Annotated in this window: 14 protein-coding genes; 13 read left to right on the top strand and 1 reads right to left on the bottom strand. The window is 43.7% G+C overall.

The features are described from left to right. Position 1: 1 nt before the first annotated feature. Positions 2–1,402, bottom strand: a complete 1,401-nt coding sequence (locus H8S90_RS03880) for an aminopeptidase P family protein (protein ID WP_187341285.1) — start codon at positions 1,400–1,402, stop codon at positions 2–4. A gap of 536 nt (positions 1,403–1,938) precedes the next feature. Here H8S90_RS03880 and H8S90_RS03875 point away from each other — a divergent pair. The 13 genes from H8S90_RS03875 (at position 1,939) to H8S90_RS03815 (ending at position 20,267) form a co-directional block, all read left to right on the top strand. Then, positions 1,939–2,817: an AraC family transcriptional regulator gene (locus tag H8S90_RS03875; protein WP_187341284.1), complete on the top strand. Its 879-nt coding sequence runs from the start codon at positions 1,939–1,941 to the stop codon at positions 2,815–2,817. A 93-nt stretch (positions 2,818–2,910) separates the two neighbouring features. Continuing rightward, positions 2,911–3,822: a dihydrodipicolinate synthase family protein gene (locus tag H8S90_RS03870; protein WP_187341283.1), complete on the top strand. Its 912-nt coding sequence runs from the start codon at positions 2,911–2,913 to the stop codon at positions 3,820–3,822. A gap of 11 nt (positions 3,823–3,833) precedes the next feature. Next, on the top strand, positions 3,834–5,324 hold the full coding sequence (locus H8S90_RS03865; protein WP_187341282.1) for an aldehyde dehydrogenase (NADP(+)): 1,491 nt from the start codon (positions 3,834–3,836) through the stop codon (positions 5,322–5,324). A gap of 7 nt (positions 5,325–5,331) precedes the next feature. Beyond that, the gene (locus H8S90_RS03860) at positions 5,332–6,330 is read left to right on the top strand and encodes a 4-hydroxyproline epimerase (RefSeq protein ID WP_187341281.1); all 999 of its coding nucleotides are present in this window, start codon (positions 5,332–5,334) and stop codon (positions 6,328–6,330) included. A gap of 74 nt (positions 6,331–6,404) precedes the next feature. After that, a complete protein-coding gene (locus H8S90_RS03855; RefSeq protein ID WP_187341280.1) occupies positions 6,405–7,679 on the top strand; it encodes an FAD-binding oxidoreductase in 1,275 nt (424 codons plus the stop codon). 597 nt (positions 7,680–8,276) lie between these two features. Further along, entirely contained in the window at positions 8,277–10,673 is a 2,397-nt protein-coding gene (locus H8S90_RS03850; RefSeq protein WP_187341279.1) for a glycoside hydrolase family 127 protein, read from the top strand. A 14-nt stretch (positions 10,674–10,687) separates the two neighbouring features. After that, a complete protein-coding gene (locus H8S90_RS03845) occupies positions 10,688–12,637 on the top strand; it encodes a family 43 glycosylhydrolase (protein ID WP_187341278.1) in 1,950 nt (649 codons plus the stop codon). Between the two features lie 107 nt (positions 12,638–12,744). Continuing rightward, positions 12,745–14,052 carry a Gfo/Idh/MocA family protein gene (locus H8S90_RS03840; protein ID WP_187341277.1) on the top strand — a complete coding sequence of 436 codons (1,308 nt, stop codon included), beginning with the start codon at positions 12,745–12,747 and terminating at the stop codon, positions 14,050–14,052. A 74-nt stretch (positions 14,053–14,126) separates the two neighbouring features. Next, positions 14,127–15,125 (top strand): glycoside hydrolase family 43 protein, encoded by a 999-nt coding sequence (locus tag H8S90_RS03835; RefSeq protein WP_187341276.1) that lies wholly within the window; start codon positions 14,127–14,129, stop codon positions 15,123–15,125. 559 nt (positions 15,126–15,684) lie between these two features. After that, entirely contained in the window at positions 15,685–15,918 is a 234-nt protein-coding gene (locus H8S90_RS03830; protein ID WP_187341275.1) for an RNA polymerase sigma factor, read from the top strand. A 246-nt stretch (positions 15,919–16,164) separates the two neighbouring features. Further along, a complete protein-coding gene (locus H8S90_RS03825; RefSeq protein WP_187341274.1) occupies positions 16,165–17,823 on the top strand; it encodes a glycoside hydrolase family protein in 1,659 nt (552 codons plus the stop codon). 240 nt (positions 17,824–18,063) lie between these two features. Continuing rightward, the gene (locus H8S90_RS03820) at positions 18,064–18,492 is read left to right on the top strand and encodes a DoxX family protein (RefSeq protein ID WP_187341273.1); all 429 of its coding nucleotides are present in this window, start codon (positions 18,064–18,066) and stop codon (positions 18,490–18,492) included. Between the two features lie 56 nt (positions 18,493–18,548). Further along, a complete protein-coding gene (locus tag H8S90_RS03815; protein ID WP_187341272.1) occupies positions 18,549–20,267 on the top strand; it encodes a glycoside hydrolase family 3 protein in 1,719 nt (572 codons plus the stop codon). The last annotated feature ends 4 nt before the right edge of the window (positions 20,268–20,271 follow it).

Genomic DNA, 20,271 nt, shown 5'->3' with positions numbered 1-20,271 from the left:
GTTATTTTGCTCTTTGTTGCTTGATATCCTCAATCGCTTGTATACTGGTAGGAAGCGCATTGCCGAGTTTTCGGTGTCCGTCACCGGTGATCAGAAAATTGTCCTCCAGGCGTATACCCCCAAAATCCCGGTATTGTTCCAGTGCTTGATAATTAATAAACGCTTCCAGCTTATCTTCGGATTTCCAAAGGTCTATCAGTTCAGGAATAAAGTAAATGCCAGGTTCAACTGTTAAAACGTATCCTCCGACTAACTCCTTGCCCAGCCTTAAGGATTTTAAGCCAAAGGTTTCTGTATCTTTTTTTAAGCTGTCGGTATAACCCACATATTGTTCACCAAGGTCTTCCATATCATGCACATCCAGCCCCATCATATGACCGGTACCGCATTGGAAAAAGAGCGTATGCGCCCCCGCCGCCACGGCTTCTTCCGTATTGCCGTGCATAAGTCCAATAGATTTTAAGCCTTCGACCAAGGCTCTACATGCCGTAAAATGAATATCTAAAAAACGGATCCCTGGAGCCAACTGGTCAGAAGCCTGTAGCAGTGCCTGCCTGACAACATCATATACTTCCTTTTGCTTGTCGGTGAATTTATCACTCACCGGAAAAGTGCGTGTCAGATCGCCCGCATAGCCCATCGCCGTCTCGGCACCGGAGTCATGGAGTATCAACTGGCCGGCTTGCAAGGTGTGGACATGCTTGTGGTTATGCAAAATTTCACCATGAATGCTGAGGATGGTCGGGTAAGCCAATGCACCACCACTATTCTGCGCAAGGGCTTGCACCGCATTAGCGATCTGCAATTCGGTGACGCCTGGACGTACCATGTTCATGGCCAGCAAATGCATCTCAACAGAAGTATTAACCGCTTTTTCAATTTCGATAATTTCTTCGCTACTTTTTATCGAACGTTGCGCCACGACAGCCTGTATAAAAGAAGTCGAAGCCTTGTGCTTGGTGTCCTGTGGAGCGACACCCAGTAAACCCCATAAACTGATCTTGTTTTCCGCTCGATAGGGCGGGAGAAGATGTACCGGCCGCTCTTGTTGTTGCGCTTTTTTCAGGTAAATCGGCAACTCGTTACTTGGATAAACGTAGTCTATGCCCGATTTGAATCCTTTTTCGGTCAAGGTTTCCTGTCTACCCATCCAAATGATGTCATCAATGCTCAATTCATCGCCAAAGAGTATAGTCCGATTTTCATCGATATCAATAATGGCCACTAACTTTGGCTCCTGTATGCCGAAATAATATAAAAAAGTGCTGTCCTGTCGGAAAGGGAAAGTATTGTCTGCATAATTCATAGGCGATTCCTCGTTTCCCAAAAATAAAAGCACGCCACTGCCCACCTCTTCCCCCAAAACACGGCGCCTATGCTTATAAGTATCTGTGCTGAACATCGTCTTTCATGTTAAATCAAAATGCCTCGGGAGGACAAAATAGATAAAATGCCTGGCATTTTACAAATTATTCTGCTCTTACCATCCGCGCGCCGTAAAAAGGGCCGGCCATGTAAGAGATGTATCCTCCAATAACTTAAGATGAGGCTATTATGCGCTGTGGCATCCACATCCATTTCAAAAGTGATACGGTCTTAGGGTCAATATAAGCGATCGGTAAATCACCCAAATTATAAACCTGACATGATTAAAATAAGCATTATATCACATAGGGACGTGCTTACATTTTTTAAACATCAAAGACTCCATCTGACAGTTGAAAGTAAAATAATCAGATGAAAAGTAAATTTCATACTTCTTGTCGAAGCTCCCAATACTGTTTTTCTCTGATCCTTTCCATATTTTAACCATTTTGATTGTGTGTTACTGTCAATTAACTAATATTAACCATATTTTAACCTGTTTTTTGTATTTGCTTGCTTTTACGGGTTAAAATTGGCAAATTCACTTTACCTAATATACCAAACCGGAATGAAATGAAGACACTTCAATTTACCATCCCTGTTGCGCCAGACCGAACAGTAATCGTTCAGGAGGACTGCATGTCACATTTTTATCCTCACCTCCATCGTCACCAGGAAGCGCAGCTGATGTGGATTTTGGAAGGAAAGGGAACCTTGATTGTTGATAATAGTATGCATGCATTTCGGGAAAATGATATTTTTCTTCTGGGAGCCAATCAATCGCACGTATTTAAAAGTAATGCTGATTATTTCGATGAACATCATCCCAAACAGGTACGCTCCATATCGGTATTCTTCGATCCAAATGGCAAACTAGCATCTTTATTTCACTTGCCTGAATGCTATATGCTCAAGAATTTTGTCAAAGACCATGCAAATGGATTTAAGGTGCCTCCAGAATACATCAAGGAAGTATCCCGTCGTGTACTACGGTTAAAAAATGCCGGGCAGATGGACCAGCTCATGCATTTTTTCTATCTGTTACGTTCTTTATATAATGTTTCCAAAGCTATTATGCCACTTTCAGGTGGTAAGAATTCAGCTATTTCCGAAAATGAGGGTATCCGCATCGGGTCTATATATAACTTTATTTCGCGTAATTTCACCAAACCCATCACCTTGGAAGAAGTTGCCGACCAAGCAAATCTCACACCGCAGGCCTTTTGCCGTTATTTTAAAAAACATACCGGAAACACATTTGTTGCCTTCTTAAATGAGATGCGTGTACATGAAGCCTGCAAAAAACTGACTCATCAGAAATGTGAAAGCATCTCTGGTGTGGCCTATAATTGTGGCTTTAACAGCATTACCAATTTTAATAGGGTGTTTAAAAGCGTGATCGGGAACTCTCCCAAAGAATATATGGTCAATTTTCAACGAAATATCCAGTGATACTCACAGGTTAAAATACGCACATGATTGATTAATACATGGAAGGATGACAAAAAAAGTACGCTTTACCTTTGGAGAAAAAAGATACAGACAATGAGTAAAGAACTTTGGAAAGGAATTTATCCTGCATTACTGACCCCCTTCACTGCTGAGGGCGCCATTGATTATGATATGTTTAAAAAAAACCTTCGCGCTCAAACCGATGCGGGGGTTCACGGACTGATTTTAGCAGGTTCGTTAGGTGAAGCGAGTACCTTAAGTAGGGAGGAAAAGTTTGAATTGCTAAAGGTAGCTAAAGAAACAGTAGGTGATGACTACCCCGTAATATTGAATATCGCTGAGCAGGCAACACGGGAAGCTACCGCTATTGCGCAGCAGGCCGAAGCGCTTGGCGCGGATGGATTAATGCTGCTCCCACCTATGCGTTATAAGGCAGACACCCGGGAAACTGTCGAATATTTTAAGGCGGTAGCCAAAAGCACCAGCTTACCCATTATGATCTACAATAATCCGATAGATTACGGTATTTATGTCACGGTGGATATGTTCGCCGAGTTGGCTGAGTTACCCAACATACAAGCAGTAAAGGAGTCGAGCAGGGATCTTACCAATATTACGCGGATGATCAATCGTTTTGGCGATCGCTTTAAAGTATTGGGTGGGGTGGACCCTATATCTTTGGAATCCTTAATGATCGGAGCCGACGGGTTGGTAGCCGGGTTGGTTGATGCTTATCCGAAGGAAACCGTAGCGATTTATAACCATGTGCAATCGGGCAATTATGAAGAGGCGGTAAATATTTACCGTTGGTTCATGCCTCTTCTGGAATTGGATATCCATCCCAAATTGGTACAATATATCAAGTTGGCGGCAACCAATGAGGGTATCTGCAATGAGCACGTACGGGCGCCACGTCTACCGCTTATAGGAGAGGAGCGGGAACGTGTATTAAAAATTATTGAAGAAAGTAACGTAAATAGACCAACTTTGGCAATAGACGCTTAGCGGAAAGAGATATGTATAAAGAAACGTCGAAAGAAGAAATTACAACAGCATTTGAGAAAGCAACAGAAGCTTTTCAGTACCTTAAAAATCAGTCGATCGCCGATAGGGCGACACTTATGTATGCTATTGCCGATAAAATTGCATCCCTCGGATCGAATTTGATCGATACCGCAATGGCAGAAACGGCCCTTCCGGAAGCGCGTTTGGTAGGAGAGCGGGCACGTACGGTATTCCAGTGGAGAAGTTATGCGGACGCATTGGTGGCAGGGAACTGCTTGGAGCTGAGTATCGATACAGCCGTTCCTGATAAGACACCGCCCAAACCGGATTTACGGAAGATGAAGGTAGGACTGGGCCCTGTAGTGGTCTTCGGCGCAAGTAATTTCCCTTTCGCATTCTCTACCGCAGGGGGCGATACGGCCAGTGCTTTAGCTGCCGGCTGTCCGGTGATAGTTAAGGCACACCCTGCGCATCCTAAAACCTCTACGCTCATGGCGGAGGCTATTAAAAGTGCGATCGAGAAGGCCAAGGCACATCCCGGTGTCTTTCATCATGTATATGGGGATTCTAAGGAGTCGGGCGCCTTTCTGGTGCATCATCCAGCAACGAAAGCGGTAGCCTTTACGGGTTCTTTCCAAGGTGGAAAAGCGCTATTTGATTTAGCAGCTAAGCGTAAAGAACCGATACCGGTTTTCGCTGAAATGGGAAGCATAAACCCTCTTTTTGTGTTACCCAACAAATTGCAGGCAGATCCTGAGGCTTTAGCAGTGCAATATGTAGCTTCCCTAACCTTGGGTGTTGGACAGTTCTGCACAAATCCCGGCGTACTGGCTGGTATCTCATCGGCAGCATTTGAGCAATTGAAGGAGCATATTGTTAGAGGCGTCCAAGCGGTTGCTCCGGCCCGTATGTTACATGGAGGTATTGCCGCAAGCTATGTGTCGAAGCAGGAGCAACTATTGGCGAACGAGGAAGTGGAGGTGCTTGCTGCAGCGCGAGAGGAAGCAGCCGAAGGACAGGGACGCGCCTTAGTGGCCGAGGTCGCAGCTGACCGTTTGTTACTGAATGGTGCCCTGTTCGAAGAAGTCTTCGGTCCTTTCGGACTCATAGTTTCCTGTCGTGATGAAGCAGAAATGCTAGCGGTAGCCAAAAAGTTGGACGGACAGCTAACCATCACGCTGGTGGCGGACGAGGACGATATCCGTCAGCATCAGGATTTGGTAGAAGAACTGAAAGACAAATGTGGGCGCTTGCTCTTTAATGGGATGCCCACGGGAGTAGAGGTCTGCACTGCGATGCAGCACGGCGGACCATTTCCGGCAACTACCGATAGCCGCTTTACTTCCGTAGGCCCTGATGCGATCAGACGTTTCCTAAGACCGTTAGCCTTTCAAAATTGGCCGGACAGTCTACTGCCCGATGCACTGAAAAATAGCAATCCTCTAGGTGTTTTCCGTATGGTGAATAATGTATGGACGAAGGAGCCCATAGCAGCAAGCTAATAAAAAAATGAAGAGAACATTTTTCTGTATTGACGCCCATACTTGTGGCTGTCCAGTGCGCCTGGTGGCTGGAGGTGTTCCTTTATTGAACGGTGATAGCATGATGGAACGCCGCCTTCATTTTATGAAGGAGTACGATTGGATTCGCAAGGGACTCATGTTTGAACCAAGGGGTCATGATATGATGAGCGGGAGCCTGCTCTATCCACCCTGTGATCCGGGCAATGACATTGGCGTTTTATATATCGAAACGAGTGGTTGCTTACCAATGTGTGGGCATGGAACCATCGGTACGGTTACTATTGCTATCGAAGAAGGACTGATACGGCCTAAGGTTCCGGGTAAACTAAGGTTAGAAACGCCAGCAGGCTTGATACTGGTCGATTACCAACAGGATGGAAAGCGGGTGAAATCCGTTAAGCTAACCAATGTAAAATCTTTTCTATATGCGGACGCCTTGGTTGTTGACTGTCCGGATTTAGGCACTTTAAAAGTAGACGTTGCTTATGGCGGTAACTTTTATGGTATTATTGATCCACAGGACAACTTTTCCGATATTAATAGCTTTACTGCCAGTCAGCTTATCCATTATGGCAAAATTATTCGTCGACTACTTAATGAAAAATATGAATTTATTCATCCCGAAGACCCTCATATTTTTGGTCTCAGTCATATCCAGTGGACCGGTAGGCCAGTGGATCCGAAGGCTAGCGGCCGTAATGCCGTCCTGGTAGGCGAAAATGCACTTGATCGTTCCCCCTGTGGAACGGGTACCTCGGCGCGTATGGCACAATGGTATGCCAAAGGGAAATTGAAAAAAGGAGATCGTTTTACTCATGAAAGTTATATAGGCTCCCAGTTTATAGGTACCATTGAGACAGAAACAGCCGTAGCAGGAAAACCGGCCATTGTTCCAAGGATCGAAGGCTGGGCCCTTATCACGGGCTATAATCATATCATCATAGACGATGACGATCCTTATGCTTGCGGTTTTCAGGTAATTTAGCAACTGGAAAGACGACATGGAACAAACAGGAAAGATAAACGACGATAACCATAAATTTGAACGATGAATATTTTATGTCAGGCATAAACTTTAACAAAAAAAATAAAGGAAATATCGTGGTTATAGGCGGCGGAATTGCAGGTTTGTGCAGCGCTTATTACCTGCTAAAAAGCGGATGGAAAGTAACTTTACTAGATGCTGGAGATATTACCGATAATTGTTCTTATGGAAATGCCGGAATGATTGTTCCCAGTCATTTTACACCATTAGCGGCGCCGGGAATAGTAGCACAGGGAATGAAATGGTTGTTTAATAGCAAAAGTCCGTTTTATGTCAAACCATCCATCAGTATGCAGCTGTTTTCCTGGGGATTGAAATTTATCCGACATGCCCGGGCCAGCCATGTAGAGCGTTCTGCGCCCGCCATACGTGATTTGAACCTGTTAAGCAGTACGCTTTATGATGCATTGGCGGCTGAGCCGGGGTTCGACTTCGAGTGGCAGCATAAAGGCATATTGATGCTTTATAAAAAGGAGCAAACGGCTGAGGAGGAGATGCATCTGGCTGCACAGGCGCAGGAACTGGGCCTTGACGCTATGGTATTAGGTAGACAAGAAGTGCAGGCCTTGGAACCGCAAATGAAGCTCAATGTATTGGGCGGCGTACATTACCGTTGCGATTCACATTTATACCCACAGGCCTTAATGGGGCAACTGATACAGTACGTAAAGCAACAGGGAGCAGTGGTTCAGCCCCACACCGCCGTTACAGGATTCGAAATAAAGCGCGGCGAAATTAAGGCCGTACTGGCGGGCCATCAGCGATTTGAAGCCCATAAAGTGGTGATGACCGGTGGTGCCTGGCTTCCAGAATTGGCAAAGAAAGCGGGATTAACGATTTCCCTGATGCCCGGTAAAGGTTATTCATTTATGTATGAACCCCATAAACAAAGGCTGCAGCATCCGGCTCTTCTTTTAGAAGCAAGGGTAGCCGTTACACCCATGAACGGTCAGATCCGTTTTGGAGGAACCATGGAACTAGCGGCGGTCAATGATCGTATCAATTTGAATAGAGTGCAGGGTATCGTAGATGCTATCCCGCAATATTATCCAAATTTGCAGGTAGAAATGCCTGAAAGAAAAAATGTATGGTTTGGTTTCAGACCATGTTCGCCCGATGGTTTACCCTATCTTGGAAACAGTAAAAAAATCAAGAACCTATTGATAGCCGGTGGTTGTGGGATGATGGGCTTGAGTTTGGGTCCGGCGGTAGGCAAAATAGTGAGCGAACTTGCTGAAGAAGTAACACCTTCGGCTAACATCCGGCTTTTTAGTCCTGATCGGTTCTGACAGAACCTCTCATTTATTGTACCTGATATTTTCGATTTTGCCAATCAGTATTTCTATTTACGACGGTGTTTTTGTCGGAATCTACTTAGCGCTTACAAGGTATGAATTAGGAATAATTTTCGTTTCCTGTTAATCTTTCTTTGCCACATTTATGGCTAAATAGCCTTGTTTTATCTATAAAAGCGTAAAATAAAATAAGAGAAAAAGTATAAAAAAGGTATAAAGAAAGTCAATTTTACCGTTTTTTTATCGTAAATCTACCGTAAATTCATCGTATATTTTACGATAAATTTACGGTAGATTTACGGTAGATTTACGATAAAACTGAGAATCTTTATAGGATCATTATAAAGTATTATTACTTTTATTTTAGTATCCATTTTGAAAATTATGATCACTCGTCTTTAATTTCTGGGGGGAAAACAATGTGAGATGCGGTACCATTTCAAAACAGGAAGCACTGATTGAGCCCTTTTATCATGCAAAGAATTTGTAGGGGGGTGTATTAATGGTATATTTGACAATTAATAACCAAGGTTTGTTAACAATTGTAAACGTACGGTATTTCAGCGAACAGAATTTAAGGACGAGTGTAAGATGAGTAAAAAAAGTCAATTAGTGGCACAGAAAAGCCTCGCAACGTTGTTACTGCTACTGCTTTTTTCTTTGAAAGCGATAAAACTCGCCGCGCAAACTTCCGAAATTGAACTTTTTCCATTAGCTAATATCCGACTTTTGGGAGGGCCTTTTCAAGCCGCCCAACAAACAGATTTGCGTTATCTGTTGGAATTAAACCCCGATAGATTGTTAGCTCCTTATTTAAGGGAAGCCGGCTTAACACCTAAAGCCCCCTCTTATGGGAATTGGGAAGATACGGGATTGGATGGACATATCGGCGGTCATTATTTGTCTGCCCTGGCATTGATGGTGGCGGCTAACGACAATACGGAGGCAAAAAATTGTTTAGCTTATATGTTGGGCGAACTGCAGCGTTGTCAGCAACGTGACCCTGACGGCTATGTAGGTGGTATACCAGAAGGCAAAGAAATGTGGGAAGAGATAAAAGCGGGGAAAATCAAGGCTGAATCTTTCGCCTTAAATGGTAAGTGGGTGCCCATTTATAATATTCATAAACTTTTTTCCGGTCTAATCGATGTTTATATACTGACGGGAAATGAGCAGGCGAAAAACATCCTGATGCCACTAGCGGACTGGTGGTTCGACGTTTTCGATCCCTTAACCGATGATCAGATCCAGCAGGTTTTGGTATCGGAGCATGGAGGAATGAATGAAGTTTTTGTGGATGTCGCAGCGATCACTAATGACAAGAAGTATTTAAGGATGGCAGAGAGACTTTCTCACCATGCAATCTTGGATCCTCTGCGAAAACAGCAGGATAAGCTGACTGGCTTACACGCCAATACGCAGATTCCAAAGGTCATAGGCTTTGAGAAGGTCGCTTCTGCAATGAAGAAGACGGATTGGGAGCGAGCCTCAACGTTTTTCTGGGAAACCGTAGTGCAAAATCGTAGTGTGTCTATAGGGGGTAATAGTGAGCGGGAACATTTTCATGCTGCGGATAATTTTCAAAGAATGCTGACTTCAAGGGAGGGGCCTGAAACCTGCAATACCTACAATATGATGAAACTTTCCAGAAACCTTTTTCTACGATCGGGCGAACGGAAATTCATCGACTACTATGAGCGGGCTGTATTTAACCATATCCTTTCTTCTCAACACCCGGAAATGGGCGGGTTTGTATATTTTACTCCCATGCGTCCGAATCATTACCGTGTATATTCTCAACCTCAGGAAGGCTTTTGGTGCTGTGTGGGTAGCGGTTTGGAGAGTCATGGTAAATATGGTGAGTTGATCTATGCTCATAGGAAAGCGGACCTCTTCGTCAATCTTTTTATGGCATCCACCTTAGATTGGCGAGAGCAGGGAATTCGAGTGAGGCAAGAGACCGCATTCCCTTATGAACAGCAAACAACCATCGAAATTCAGACAAACAAGAAACAGGATTTCGCCGTCCATATTCGTAAACCGATTTGGTTGGAAGCAGTGGATATTCATTTGACCTTGGATGATAAACGTGTAAATTACGAGGAAAAGGATGGTTTCTTGGTGATTCGTCAGGCTTGGAAAAAAGGTTCTTCCTTTATAAAAATGGCCTTACCGATGACGATAAAGGAAGAGTTTCTCCCAAGTGGTGAGCCTTGGGTATCTTTTAGCTATGGGCCTATCGTGCTTGGAGCTAAACAAGGAAAAGAGGGTTTGAAAGGACTTTTTGCAGATGATAAACGTATGGCACATATTGCTTCCGGCACCTTGTTGCCTTTAAGAGATAACCCAGTAATGCTGGCAGCAGATCAACAGGTCAGTTCAGCTGTTTCGATAAAAGATCCCGACAAGCTATTATTTGAATTGCATCAGCTTAAGCGGGAGGAAGAGGATGTGACGATGACCCTTCAACCCTTCTATACTATTCACGATTCCCGTTATACTTTATATTGGCGGGTGGCAGACGCCAGTACGCTGGATAGTTTGGTGGCCTCGAACCGAAGATTAGATAGCCTACAGCTTCTATTGGACAACAATACCGTAGATGCCGTAATCATGGGCGAACAGCAGCCGGAATCTGACCACCATATACAACATGAAGAGGCCTACACGGGAGTGGATGAGGATGCGCATTGGCGGGCCTCTAAAGCGTGGTTTGCTTATGAACTGAAGAACAGCAAGAATAAAGCTGGAAAAATTTGGGTCAAACAGGAGAGAACAAGTGATGCCTGCTATGAGCTATGGGTAAATGATCTGCTTGTAAAACCGGTAGACGAACTGCTTGTTGACGAGCAATTTAAACTGCTTATTTACTCGCTGGAAGGTGATGATCACGCAAAACTTGCAGCGGATAGACTACTAGTTACCTTCAAGGCCTGCAACGACCGGGGTACGGGTAAACTTTTTGAAGTCAGGTTATTAAAAGAATAAAAAAACAAGTATATATGAAATTTCATCATTGGTCGCTACTCGGCATATACGCCATAGCCATTAGTTGCTGCTTACCATGGAACCCTATTTTCGGTAAAACGCTTAATCCGATACCTGCAAAGAAGGATTATGTAGCCTATCTTTTCACCTATTTTACGGGAAACGAGGAATCGGGCGAGGCCGTGCGTTATGCGATTAGCCTGGATGGATACCAGTATTTGGCGCTGAATAATAATCAGCCCGTAATCGATTCAGAAAAAATTAGTTCCACGGGAGGAGTACGTGACCCGCACATACTCCGGGGAGAGGATGGAAAAACTTTTTATATGGTGCTGACAGATATGGTATCGGCTAATGGTTGGGATTCGAATCGTGCCATGATTTTATTGAAATCAACTGATCTGGTCAATTGGACGTCCAGTATCATTAATATTCAGGAAAGTTATGCTGATCAGGAGGATTTGAAGCGGGTATGGGCACCGCAGACGATCTATGATCCGGACGAGCAGCAATACATGGTCTATTGGTCGATGAAACATGGTGACGGAGCCGACATCATTTATTACGCTTATGCAAATGCTGATTTTACCGCCCTGGAAGGGGAGCCTAAACCTTTGTTTCTGCCAAGGAATGGGAAATCATGTATCGATGGGGATATTGTTTTAAAAGACGGCGTATACCATTTGTTCTATAAAACGGAGGGTCACGGAAACGGTATTAAAGTAGCCACCAGTCGTTCGTTGACATCAGGGGAATGGACAGAACAAGAAGGGTATAAACAGCAAACGAGTGATGCGGTGGAAGGCTCCTGTGTGTTTCAATTAATCGGTTCGGAAACCTACGTGCTTATATACGATGTGTATGGAAAAGGAAAATACCAGTTTACGAAAAGTACCGATCTCGAGCATTTCGAGGTTATCGATGCCCAGGTGTCGATGGACTTTCATCCGCGGCATGGAACGGTTCTCCCGATTACACGCCGCGAGCTTAAAAAACTGACGGATACTTGGGGTGTGCCGGAGGGTTTTCCTGTTGCTGACATCGGCGGTAATCCTGTGCTTGAAGGTTACCACGCCGATCCAGAGATTCTTTATTCGAAAAAAACAAAAAAATATTATCTATATCCTACCAGTGATGGTTTTGATAACTGGGATGGTTATTTTTTTAAAGTATTTTCTTCTGAAAACCTGACCGATTGGAAAGAAGAAGGAATTATTCTAGACCTAAAAAAAGACGTTCCCTGGGCTGGCAGAAATGCTTGGGCTCCCGCTATCGAAGAAAAAATGATCGACGGACAATACAAATATTTCTACTATTTCACCGGTGCACAGAAAATTGGTGTAGCGGTTGGCGATCGTCCGGAAGGTCCCTTTGTGGATAGCGGCAAACCTTTGATTGCATCGAAACCCGAAGGGGTTAAAGGTGGGCAGGAAATTGATCCGGATGTGTTTACGGATCCCACATCTGGTAAATCCTATCTTTATTGGGGTAACGGTTATTTAGCTGTAGCAGAGCTAAATGCCGATATGATGTCGATCGACTCGAATACCATTCAAGTTATTACGCCCGATCAAACTTTTCGTGAAGGGGTCTATGTCTTTAAGCGGAACGATCAGTATTATTTTCTGTGGTCGGAGAATGATACGCGCAGTGAAGATTACCGTGTTCGATATGGTACCTCCCTGACGCCCCTTGGGCCCATTGAAATTCCAACAGAAAATTTGATCCTCGAAAAAGATCCGCAGCGGGGCATTTACGGGACAGGGCATAATTCGGTGATTCAGCTACCCGGTAAGGATCAATGGTATATCGTCTACCACCGTTTTAGCATACCTGAGGGCATTAACATGGGAGAAGCTGCAGGGTATCATCGCGAAGTTTGTATGGATCCCATGTACTTTCAGTCCGATGGTGCTATTATACCGGTAAAACCAACGTTAAACAGTCTGGTGCCAAACAGGTAGGGGAAAAAAGAACGACCAGCAGGTTTATTGAAAACGTTGGCATTTTTAGAAAATTAATATATTTTTGATAAAATAACTAACGCATCAAAAATTAATATTTACCTATTATGCATCACTCACGTAGAAAATTTATTCAACAATCAACTGTTTTGGCTACTGTAACGGGATTGGCTTCAGCATTTCCCAGTTTCCATACCTTGGCCAGTGAAAGGTCGCAAACAAAAATTAAAGTCGGTGCAATAGGTATTAACGGTATGGGATGGGCGGACTTGCAAGCACTCATTAAACATCCCGATGTACTATGTACCTCACTCTGTGATGTAGATAAAAATGTATTAGATAAACGTACAAAAGAATTGGCTGATCAGGGCATCAAAACTAAGGGGTATCTTAATTATCGGGAACTCCTTGAAAGTAAAGATGTCGACGTAGTGGTTATCGGTACACCGGATCACTGGCATTGCTTACAAACCGTCGAGGCCTGTGCTGCTGGAAAAGATGTTTATGTCGAAAAACCTTTAGGTAATTCTATCACAGAATGTCAAACCATGGTGTCGGCTGCCAAACAATATGATCGTATCGTGCAGGTAGGACAATGGCAGCGTAGTCAACAACATTTCAAGGATGCGGTAGCCTTTGTTCACTCCGGGAAGCTGGGGAAAATCCGTTTGGTAAAGGCTTGGGCCTATCAAGGCTGGATGAAAAGTATCCCGGTAAAACCCGATACCGAGGTGCCAGCGGGGGTGGACTATAAACTGTGGCTCGGGCCAACAAAAAATAGGCCTTTCAATCCTAACCGCTTTCATTTTGAATTTCGGTGGTTTTGGGATTATGCAGGAGGACTGATGACCGACTGGGGAGTGCATATGTTGGATTATGCGCTGATCGGAATGAAAGCGACGACGCCAAAATCTGTTATGGCTGCCGGTGGTAAGTTCGCTTATCCGGATGATGCCGCGGAAACGCCCGATACGCTCACAACCGTTTATGAATTTGATGATTTTAATATTCAGTGGGAACATGCCAATGGTATTGATGGGGGGCCCTATAGCCGAAATCATGGCGTTGCTTTCATCGGAAACAATGGTACCTTGGTTGTCAATCGTGACGGTTGGGAGGTCATTCCCGAAGGTGATCGGATGGAAGCTGTTCCTTTGCAGAAAAAAGTGGACGATGGTCTGGCTTTGCATGCTGTTAATTTTATAGAAGCGGTAAAAAGTCGGGACAAATCCTCGCTCAACGCACCGATCGAAGCGGGCGCACATATCGCTATTTTCTCGCAGATGGGTAATATTGCTTATCGAACAGGGAAAAAGATCCATTGGGATGAGGCCAAGGGAAGCTTTAATGACGCAGATGCTGATCAATTGATTACGGCCAACTATTATAATGGTTACGAAATACCGAAAATTTAATAAAAAATGGAATTGATCCTCTTAAAGCTAATAAGAGGGTGAAAAAATTGAAGCCCTCTGTATCTAACTAATTTATGAAGAGAAGAAGTTTTTGTAGGCTGTTTATTTGCACCAGCTGCCTATTTATGGTAGGAGGACTATCAGCCCAAGAGGCAAGGCGCAACACGAAGTTTGTTCCCAAAGCACTTTGGAAGGACACCGATGGTGAGCACATCAACGCGCATGGTGGTGGCGTGCTGTTTCATGAAGGCACCTATTACTGGTATGGGGAACGGCGTGGCGATCGAACGTCTTCGGGAGGTATTAGTGTTTACTCTTCCAAAGATCTGTACAATTGGAAAAATGAAGGTGCCGTTTTATCGCCAGTGGATAATCCGGACAGTGATATCACCTGGGGCTGTGTGATGGAACGACCCAAAGCCATTTACAATGCGCAAACAAGGCAATTTGTGCTATGGTTTCACCTGGAGCTCAAGGGGCAGGGTTATGCTGCAGCAAGAGCCGCAGTGGCTACCAGCGACACACCTACAGGTCCGTTTAAATTTATCGAAAGCTTTCGCCCCAATGGCAACATGTCGAGGGATATGGGACTTTTCGTAGACGATGACGGTGCGGCATATCATATTTATTCTTCTGATGAAAACTATGCGCTGAGGATCGCCCGCTTGCGCGAGGACTACCTTGGTCCTACTACCGAAGACACGCTGCTTTTCCGGAACCATCGCGAGGCGCCGGCTCTGTTTAAGCACAGGGGGAAATACTACCTCATTACCAGTGGCTGTACCGGCTGGGATCCCAACGAGGCCAGTCTACATGTGGCCGATCAGCTATTCGGCCCCTGGGAATTGATAGGCGACCCTATGCGGGGGGGGGAGGCAAAGAAAACCTTTGGCGGGCAGTCTACCTTTGTACTGCCGGTGCAGGGAAAAAAAGATGCTTTTATTTTTATGGCCGATGAATGGCGTCCCAAAAAATTGCAAGACAGCCGTTATATCTGGTTACCCATACAAATGCATGCTGACGGAATAAACATTGAGTGGATAGATGAATGGAGCCTCGACTATTTTAACTAAACAGTAAAGATGCTACTTTCTGTCTGTCGACACGCCTGCGGTTAGTAAGGAGCTGAGCACTGAGCTAACAACACCGCGTGTCGGTAAGTACCGTTAGAAATTAAATACCAACAAAAAATTGTTTGCAAATAGAAAAAAGAACAAGTTACGGAAGACTTGCATCGCTATTATCTGGTTGTATGTTGATTGAAATGTTGATGTCTCCTTTCAGAGCTGAAGAATCTGTACGGAAGCATCGACTTAATCACATGGGGAAAATAGTTGAATCTGCACTAAAAAATTAGCAGTAGATCAGTTGAAGTCGCAGATGATCATTGACTTAGCTCCAAAGATGTATAGCCAGATTGACCACGTCTGAAATATTAAAGTAGTTAGGAGTGTTGCAAAACGGTGTCATATCAAGAAGTAAACTGTCTTTGCAGCAATAAAAATTACAGATCTAATAAATTCCGAAAATGCTAAAATTCCTTATACATCGGATTATATCACATATTTATTATCGTAAGTTGTTCGGTAGCTTTGTAAGATTGCAAGTATTAAACTAATCAAGTAACCGATTATGAAGCGCAAAATAGAATGGGACGGCCATCCCATATGGAATGATAGCATAATCAAAGGCCAGCAGCATGTTTTCTCAGCACTAATGATGCTTTATACAGATACCTTGCATATTTATAGTATGCGATTATGTCAAGATGAAGAATTAGTAAAGGATTGCTTTCAGGAAGTTTTTCTGTTTTTATGGGGACGAAAGGAGTACTTGAATGAACCGGCTTGTTTAAAATTTATTTAATGAAAGCGGTTCGACAACAAATTTCCCGAGAGCGTTCTAAACGGCGACTAAACGAACAGTTCTTCTCCCATCACATCTTTTCGAGAATTTTATTACCCGAATATTGATTTTTTATAAAAATAACCTTTTGGGCTTTTTGCATAAGTATGAATCCGAAGCGTTTAAAATAGTGAACAACTACAGGAGGATATGAGTATTTAATCGTCAAAACCGTTATCTGACAACTAATAACAAATAAATAAACAGATGAAAAGTCTATTTAACTTTTTATACGTATTATTCATAGCAAGTAATACGGCCTATGGACAAGTGGTTGAGCGGCTGCGTCCGGCAAGCTGGGATAGCCTTGTGGTGGGAGCGCGTTTTATAGATCGTTTTCTGCCGATGGAAAAGGGAAAGCAAGCGACCGAGATATGGGGGGCCAAAGGCGTACAGAGTCGATATGTAGACAATGGTATTGAAGATAGTCTGCGCTCCTATTGGTGTGGCAGCATCGCATATGATAGTCCTTCTAATTTGTATCACCTATATGTTTGCGGTTGGGATGAAAAGTCAGTCAAAGGACATGCTGAATGGCCTAATTCAATCACTTATCATGCCGTTAGTAAACAAATGAATGGTCCGTATAGCATCAGAGATACTATCGGACCCGGGCATAATGCAGAACTTTATCGGGCCAAGAATGGGACATATGTTCTGTATGTAATCGATAAACGGTATACGTCTTTTTCGTTAAATGGGCCTTGGAAGCAGGATATCTTTACGTTTGATAAACGTGACCGAAAGATTATTGAGGGGCTTTCCAATTTAACTTTTGCTCAAAGGTCAGACGGCGCTTATCTTATGGTGTGTAGAGGTGGGGGTATATGGTTCAGTACCGATGGCCTGTCTCCGTACTATCAAGTTACCGATAGGCGTGTTTATCCTGCTGTGGACGGCGAATTCGAAGATCCAGTGGTTTGGAGAGATCATGTACAATATCATTTGATCGTGAATGATTGGTTGGGAAGGGTTGCCTTTTATCTGAGATCAAAAGATGGTGTGCACTGGGTAACGGATCCGGGGGAGGCATACACCCCCCAGATTGCATTACATGAGGATGGCGCAAAAGAAGCTTGGTTCAAATTTGAACGGATGAAGATTTTTCAAGATCAATACGGCCGAGCGATTCAAGCAAATTTCGCGGTGATAGATGTACCAAAGGAAGACGATAAAGGCGATGATAATCACAGTTCAAAAAATATTGCAATACCTTTAAATCCTGGATTACTGATTACGATACTGAATCAAGAAATGCCTACCAATAAGACAAAGACGATAAGGGTAAAAATCCATTCGGAGCCGGATTTCGACCCCGAAAAAGAAGTAGATGCCCAAAGTTTAAGGTTCGGAGCGTCCACTCAGGTTAATTTTGGTAAAGGCTGCCGCGTAATAAGCATGGAGAAAGACGGCAGTGACTTGATTGTTACCTTCGATGCAACTGCGCATGGAATTACTGAGAAAGAGTTTGCTCCTAAATTGATAGGAAATACAAAACAAGGTAAATTGCTATATGGCTATGCACGCGCACCATGGTTAAATTACAAGTATTCCATCCTGTCAGCACGTAAGCCAGTATTATCCTCAGCAAAGAATGAAAGGTCTATTCGAGTGGAAATACAGAATTTCGGAGAGGTCGCATCAAAAAAGGGTAAGCTACTGCTTTATAGATTAAAAGATAAGGAAAAGGAACTAATGGCAAGTAGCGATGTTTCTTCCTTGGCGCCATTTGAAAAACTAATGGTTTATATGCCGGTTAAAAAGGGTATAGGCGGTGATCTTACGGGTGATTTCGAGATCGTGATTGATGCTGAAAATGACGCTAAGGCTCAATTTTCTTTTAGTATGGATGATAAAAATGAATAGAAAGAAAAAAACTTAAGTTATATCAATCGTAGGTTTCTTTCTAAGCTGATGCAATTGTACCTTCAGAGGTATCTGTTATAGAGAAAGGCGCCTATGCCATTGGCTTCTGAGTCGGCATCATCCACTTGTCCGGGAATGGCTTTTTTGCCGATCGCAAAATCATTTGTTATTTCTATTATAAATCCGTAACTTTATTATTACGTAAAGCTAACGTAATGTAAACTATAAAAACCGAATGTTATGCTATCTCACGCGCAACATAAGGGCGAAAGGCATCACCCGCTTTGGTTAGAAATCACGAGGATTATACTATCCATTGTTATTTTGTGGAAAGGGCTTGAATTTGTGGCCAATATCCATGCTTTCACTGATATCATGATGAAAAGCACACTTCCGATTGCTGTTCTGATCAGTATCATTGTCCATGTAATTATTGTAGCCCATATATTAGGGGCAATCGCTTTATTTACGGGTACCTATGTGCGTCTGGCCTGTATTTTACAGATGCCGGTAATTATTTTGGCCTTGACCTTTAAGGAATTGGCGGTGAATATTCTCAACCCTTATGCTGCAGTATGGGTAAGTGTGGCTATACTATGTGCGTTGGTGCTGGTACTCTTCCGGGATAGGCATGATTCAGAAATGAATGTGAAACAAGAAGGAAAGTAAGCGTATATTGGTTGAAATAAAGACTTTGGGTACTATCTTTGATGTATAGATAGCCCATGACCAAACAGATATTTTTTATATTATTAAACCTTTTGTTATATGCCGTACATGCTTTGGCACAAAGCAAATCGGATTTTAACACCTTTATCAATACCGCACATCCCTGGGTGGATGCTGTTTTCAAGACATTGAGCCAGCAGGAGAAAATCGGCCAAATGTTTATGGTGCGGGCGCATACAAATTTGGGGCAACGGTATATTGATTCGGTGGCGCGGGTGATACGGGACGAGCAACTTGGCGGAGTAGTTTTTTTTCAAGGTGGACCGCTTAGGCATGCTGCAGCAATCAACAAATACCAATCGGTTGCCAAAGTGCCACTTTTGCTGGCCCTTGATGGTGAATGGGGTCTGGGGATGCGCTTAGGCGACTCCACGATTGCCTACCCCTATCAGATGACTTTGGGCGCGATACAGCAGGAAGATCTAATTTATAAAATGGGACGGGAGGTCGCAAAAGATTTTAAGCGTTTGGGGCTTAATATAAACTTTGCTCCGGTAGTGGATATCAATAACAACCCGTTGAATCCAGTAATCAATTTTCGATCCTTTGGTGAGAACAAAGAAAACGTAGCACGTAAGAGCACGGCCTATATGCGGGGTATGATGGATGAAAGGATACTGGTCACGTTGAAACATTTTCCTGGCCATGGCGACACAGATGTGGATTCCCACAGAGATCTTCCACAGTTAAATTTTTCTAGAAGTCGTTTAGATGCTTTAGAACTCTACCCCTTTCGAAGCTTGATTAAAGAAGGGGCGTCAGGAATTATGGTCGCCCATATGAATGTTCCGTCATTAGATAAGACGCCACGCTTGCCGTCCTCACTGTCACCGCAAGTAGTAAATGGTTTACTAAAAGGAGAGCTTGGGTTTAAAGGCTTGGTCTTTACCGATGCAATGGACATGAACGGCGTAATTAAATATTTCCGCGGCGGGGAGGCAGATGTGCGTGCGGTTATTGCAGGAAATGATATTCTGGAATTATCTCAGAATAGTAAGCGGGCTATTCAGATGATCATGAAAGCGGTGAAAGATAAGCGCATATCACAGGCAACAATCGATGCAAGGGTGAAACGTATATTAGCGGCAAAACTCTGGTTAGGCCTCGATCAGCCTCGTCCGGTGGAGCCTGTTCGGTTGTACCGTGACCTCAATAGAAGAGAGAGCAGAAATCTGAATCAACAGCTGGCCGATGCAGCCATCACCTTACTGAAAGGCGATAGTCTAATCAATGCTTTGGACTATAATCGCAGAACGGCTATTATAAGCATTGGCTCTTCCGAAATAACCCCCTTTCAGAATTCTTTGAACAGTCGTTTCGATAATGCCCTGAACTTCGTGATTTCACCCAATGCAACGCCCAATGATATAGCCAAAGTGTCGGTAGAACTCTTACGGTATAATCAGGTAATAGTCGCCTTACATGATAACCGACGGACACCGCAGTCTAAAATAAATTATAGTGGCACAGTACGCCTTTTCATCAATGAGCTCGCAAATATGAACAGTATTTTCTGTTTATTCGCTAACCCTTATGCCATCGCGGGGCTTCCCGGTATAGAGGCCTGTAAAAGTATATTGGTGGGTTATCAAAATAGCGATGAACTACAAATTGCAGGAGCAAAAGTATTGCGAAAAGAGTTGAAAGCCAGTGGAAAACTTCCTGTTACCATTAACGCCTTTTTTCCCTATGGAAGAGGTATTAAACAACCCTAGTAGT

Source organism: Olivibacter sp. SDN3 (assembly GCF_014334135.1).
Lineage (GTDB): Bacteria > Bacteroidota > Bacteroidia > Sphingobacteriales > Sphingobacteriaceae > Olivibacter.
Note: the sequence above shows the minus strand (reverse complement) of the source record. Positions and strands in the feature narration are given on the sequence as shown.

Coding starts and splice junctions, on each gene's coding strand:
- H8S90_RS03855 (WP_187341280.1), top strand. CDS start 6,405: ATGTCAGGCATAAACTTTAACAAAAAAAATAAAGGAAATATCGTGGTT.
- H8S90_RS03865 (WP_187341282.1), top strand. CDS start 3,834: ATGTATAAAGAAACGTCGAAAGAAGAAATTACAACAGCATTTGAGAAA.
- H8S90_RS03825 (WP_187341274.1), top strand. CDS start 16,165: ATGAAAAGTCTATTTAACTTTTTATACGTATTATTCATAGCAAGTAAT.
- H8S90_RS03835 (WP_187341276.1), top strand. CDS start 14,127: ATGAAGAGAAGAAGTTTTTGTAGGCTGTTTATTTGCACCAGCTGCCTA.
- H8S90_RS03850 (WP_187341279.1), top strand. CDS start 8,277: ATGAGTAAAAAAAGTCAATTAGTGGCACAGAAAAGCCTCGCAACGTTG.
- H8S90_RS03870 (WP_187341283.1), top strand. CDS start 2,911: ATGAGTAAAGAACTTTGGAAAGGAATTTATCCTGCATTACTGACCCCC.
- H8S90_RS03815 (WP_187341272.1), top strand. CDS start 18,549: ATGACCAAACAGATATTTTTTATATTATTAAACCTTTTGTTATATGCC.
- H8S90_RS03880 (WP_187341285.1), bottom strand. CDS start 1,402: ATGTTCAGCACAGATACTTATAAGCATAGGCGCCGTGTTTTGGGGGAA.
- H8S90_RS03820 (WP_187341273.1), top strand. CDS start 18,064: ATGCTATCTCACGCGCAACATAAGGGCGAAAGGCATCACCCGCTTTGG.
- H8S90_RS03860 (WP_187341281.1), top strand. CDS start 5,332: ATGAAGAGAACATTTTTCTGTATTGACGCCCATACTTGTGGCTGTCCA.
- H8S90_RS03840 (WP_187341277.1), top strand. CDS start 12,745: ATGCATCACTCACGTAGAAAATTTATTCAACAATCAACTGTTTTGGCT.
- H8S90_RS03875 (WP_187341284.1), top strand. CDS start 1,939: ATGAAGACACTTCAATTTACCATCCCTGTTGCGCCAGACCGAACAGTA.
- H8S90_RS03830 (WP_187341275.1), top strand. CDS start 15,685: ATGAAGCGCAAAATAGAATGGGACGGCCATCCCATATGGAATGATAGC.
- H8S90_RS03845 (WP_187341278.1), top strand. CDS start 10,688: ATGAAATTTCATCATTGGTCGCTACTCGGCATATACGCCATAGCCATT.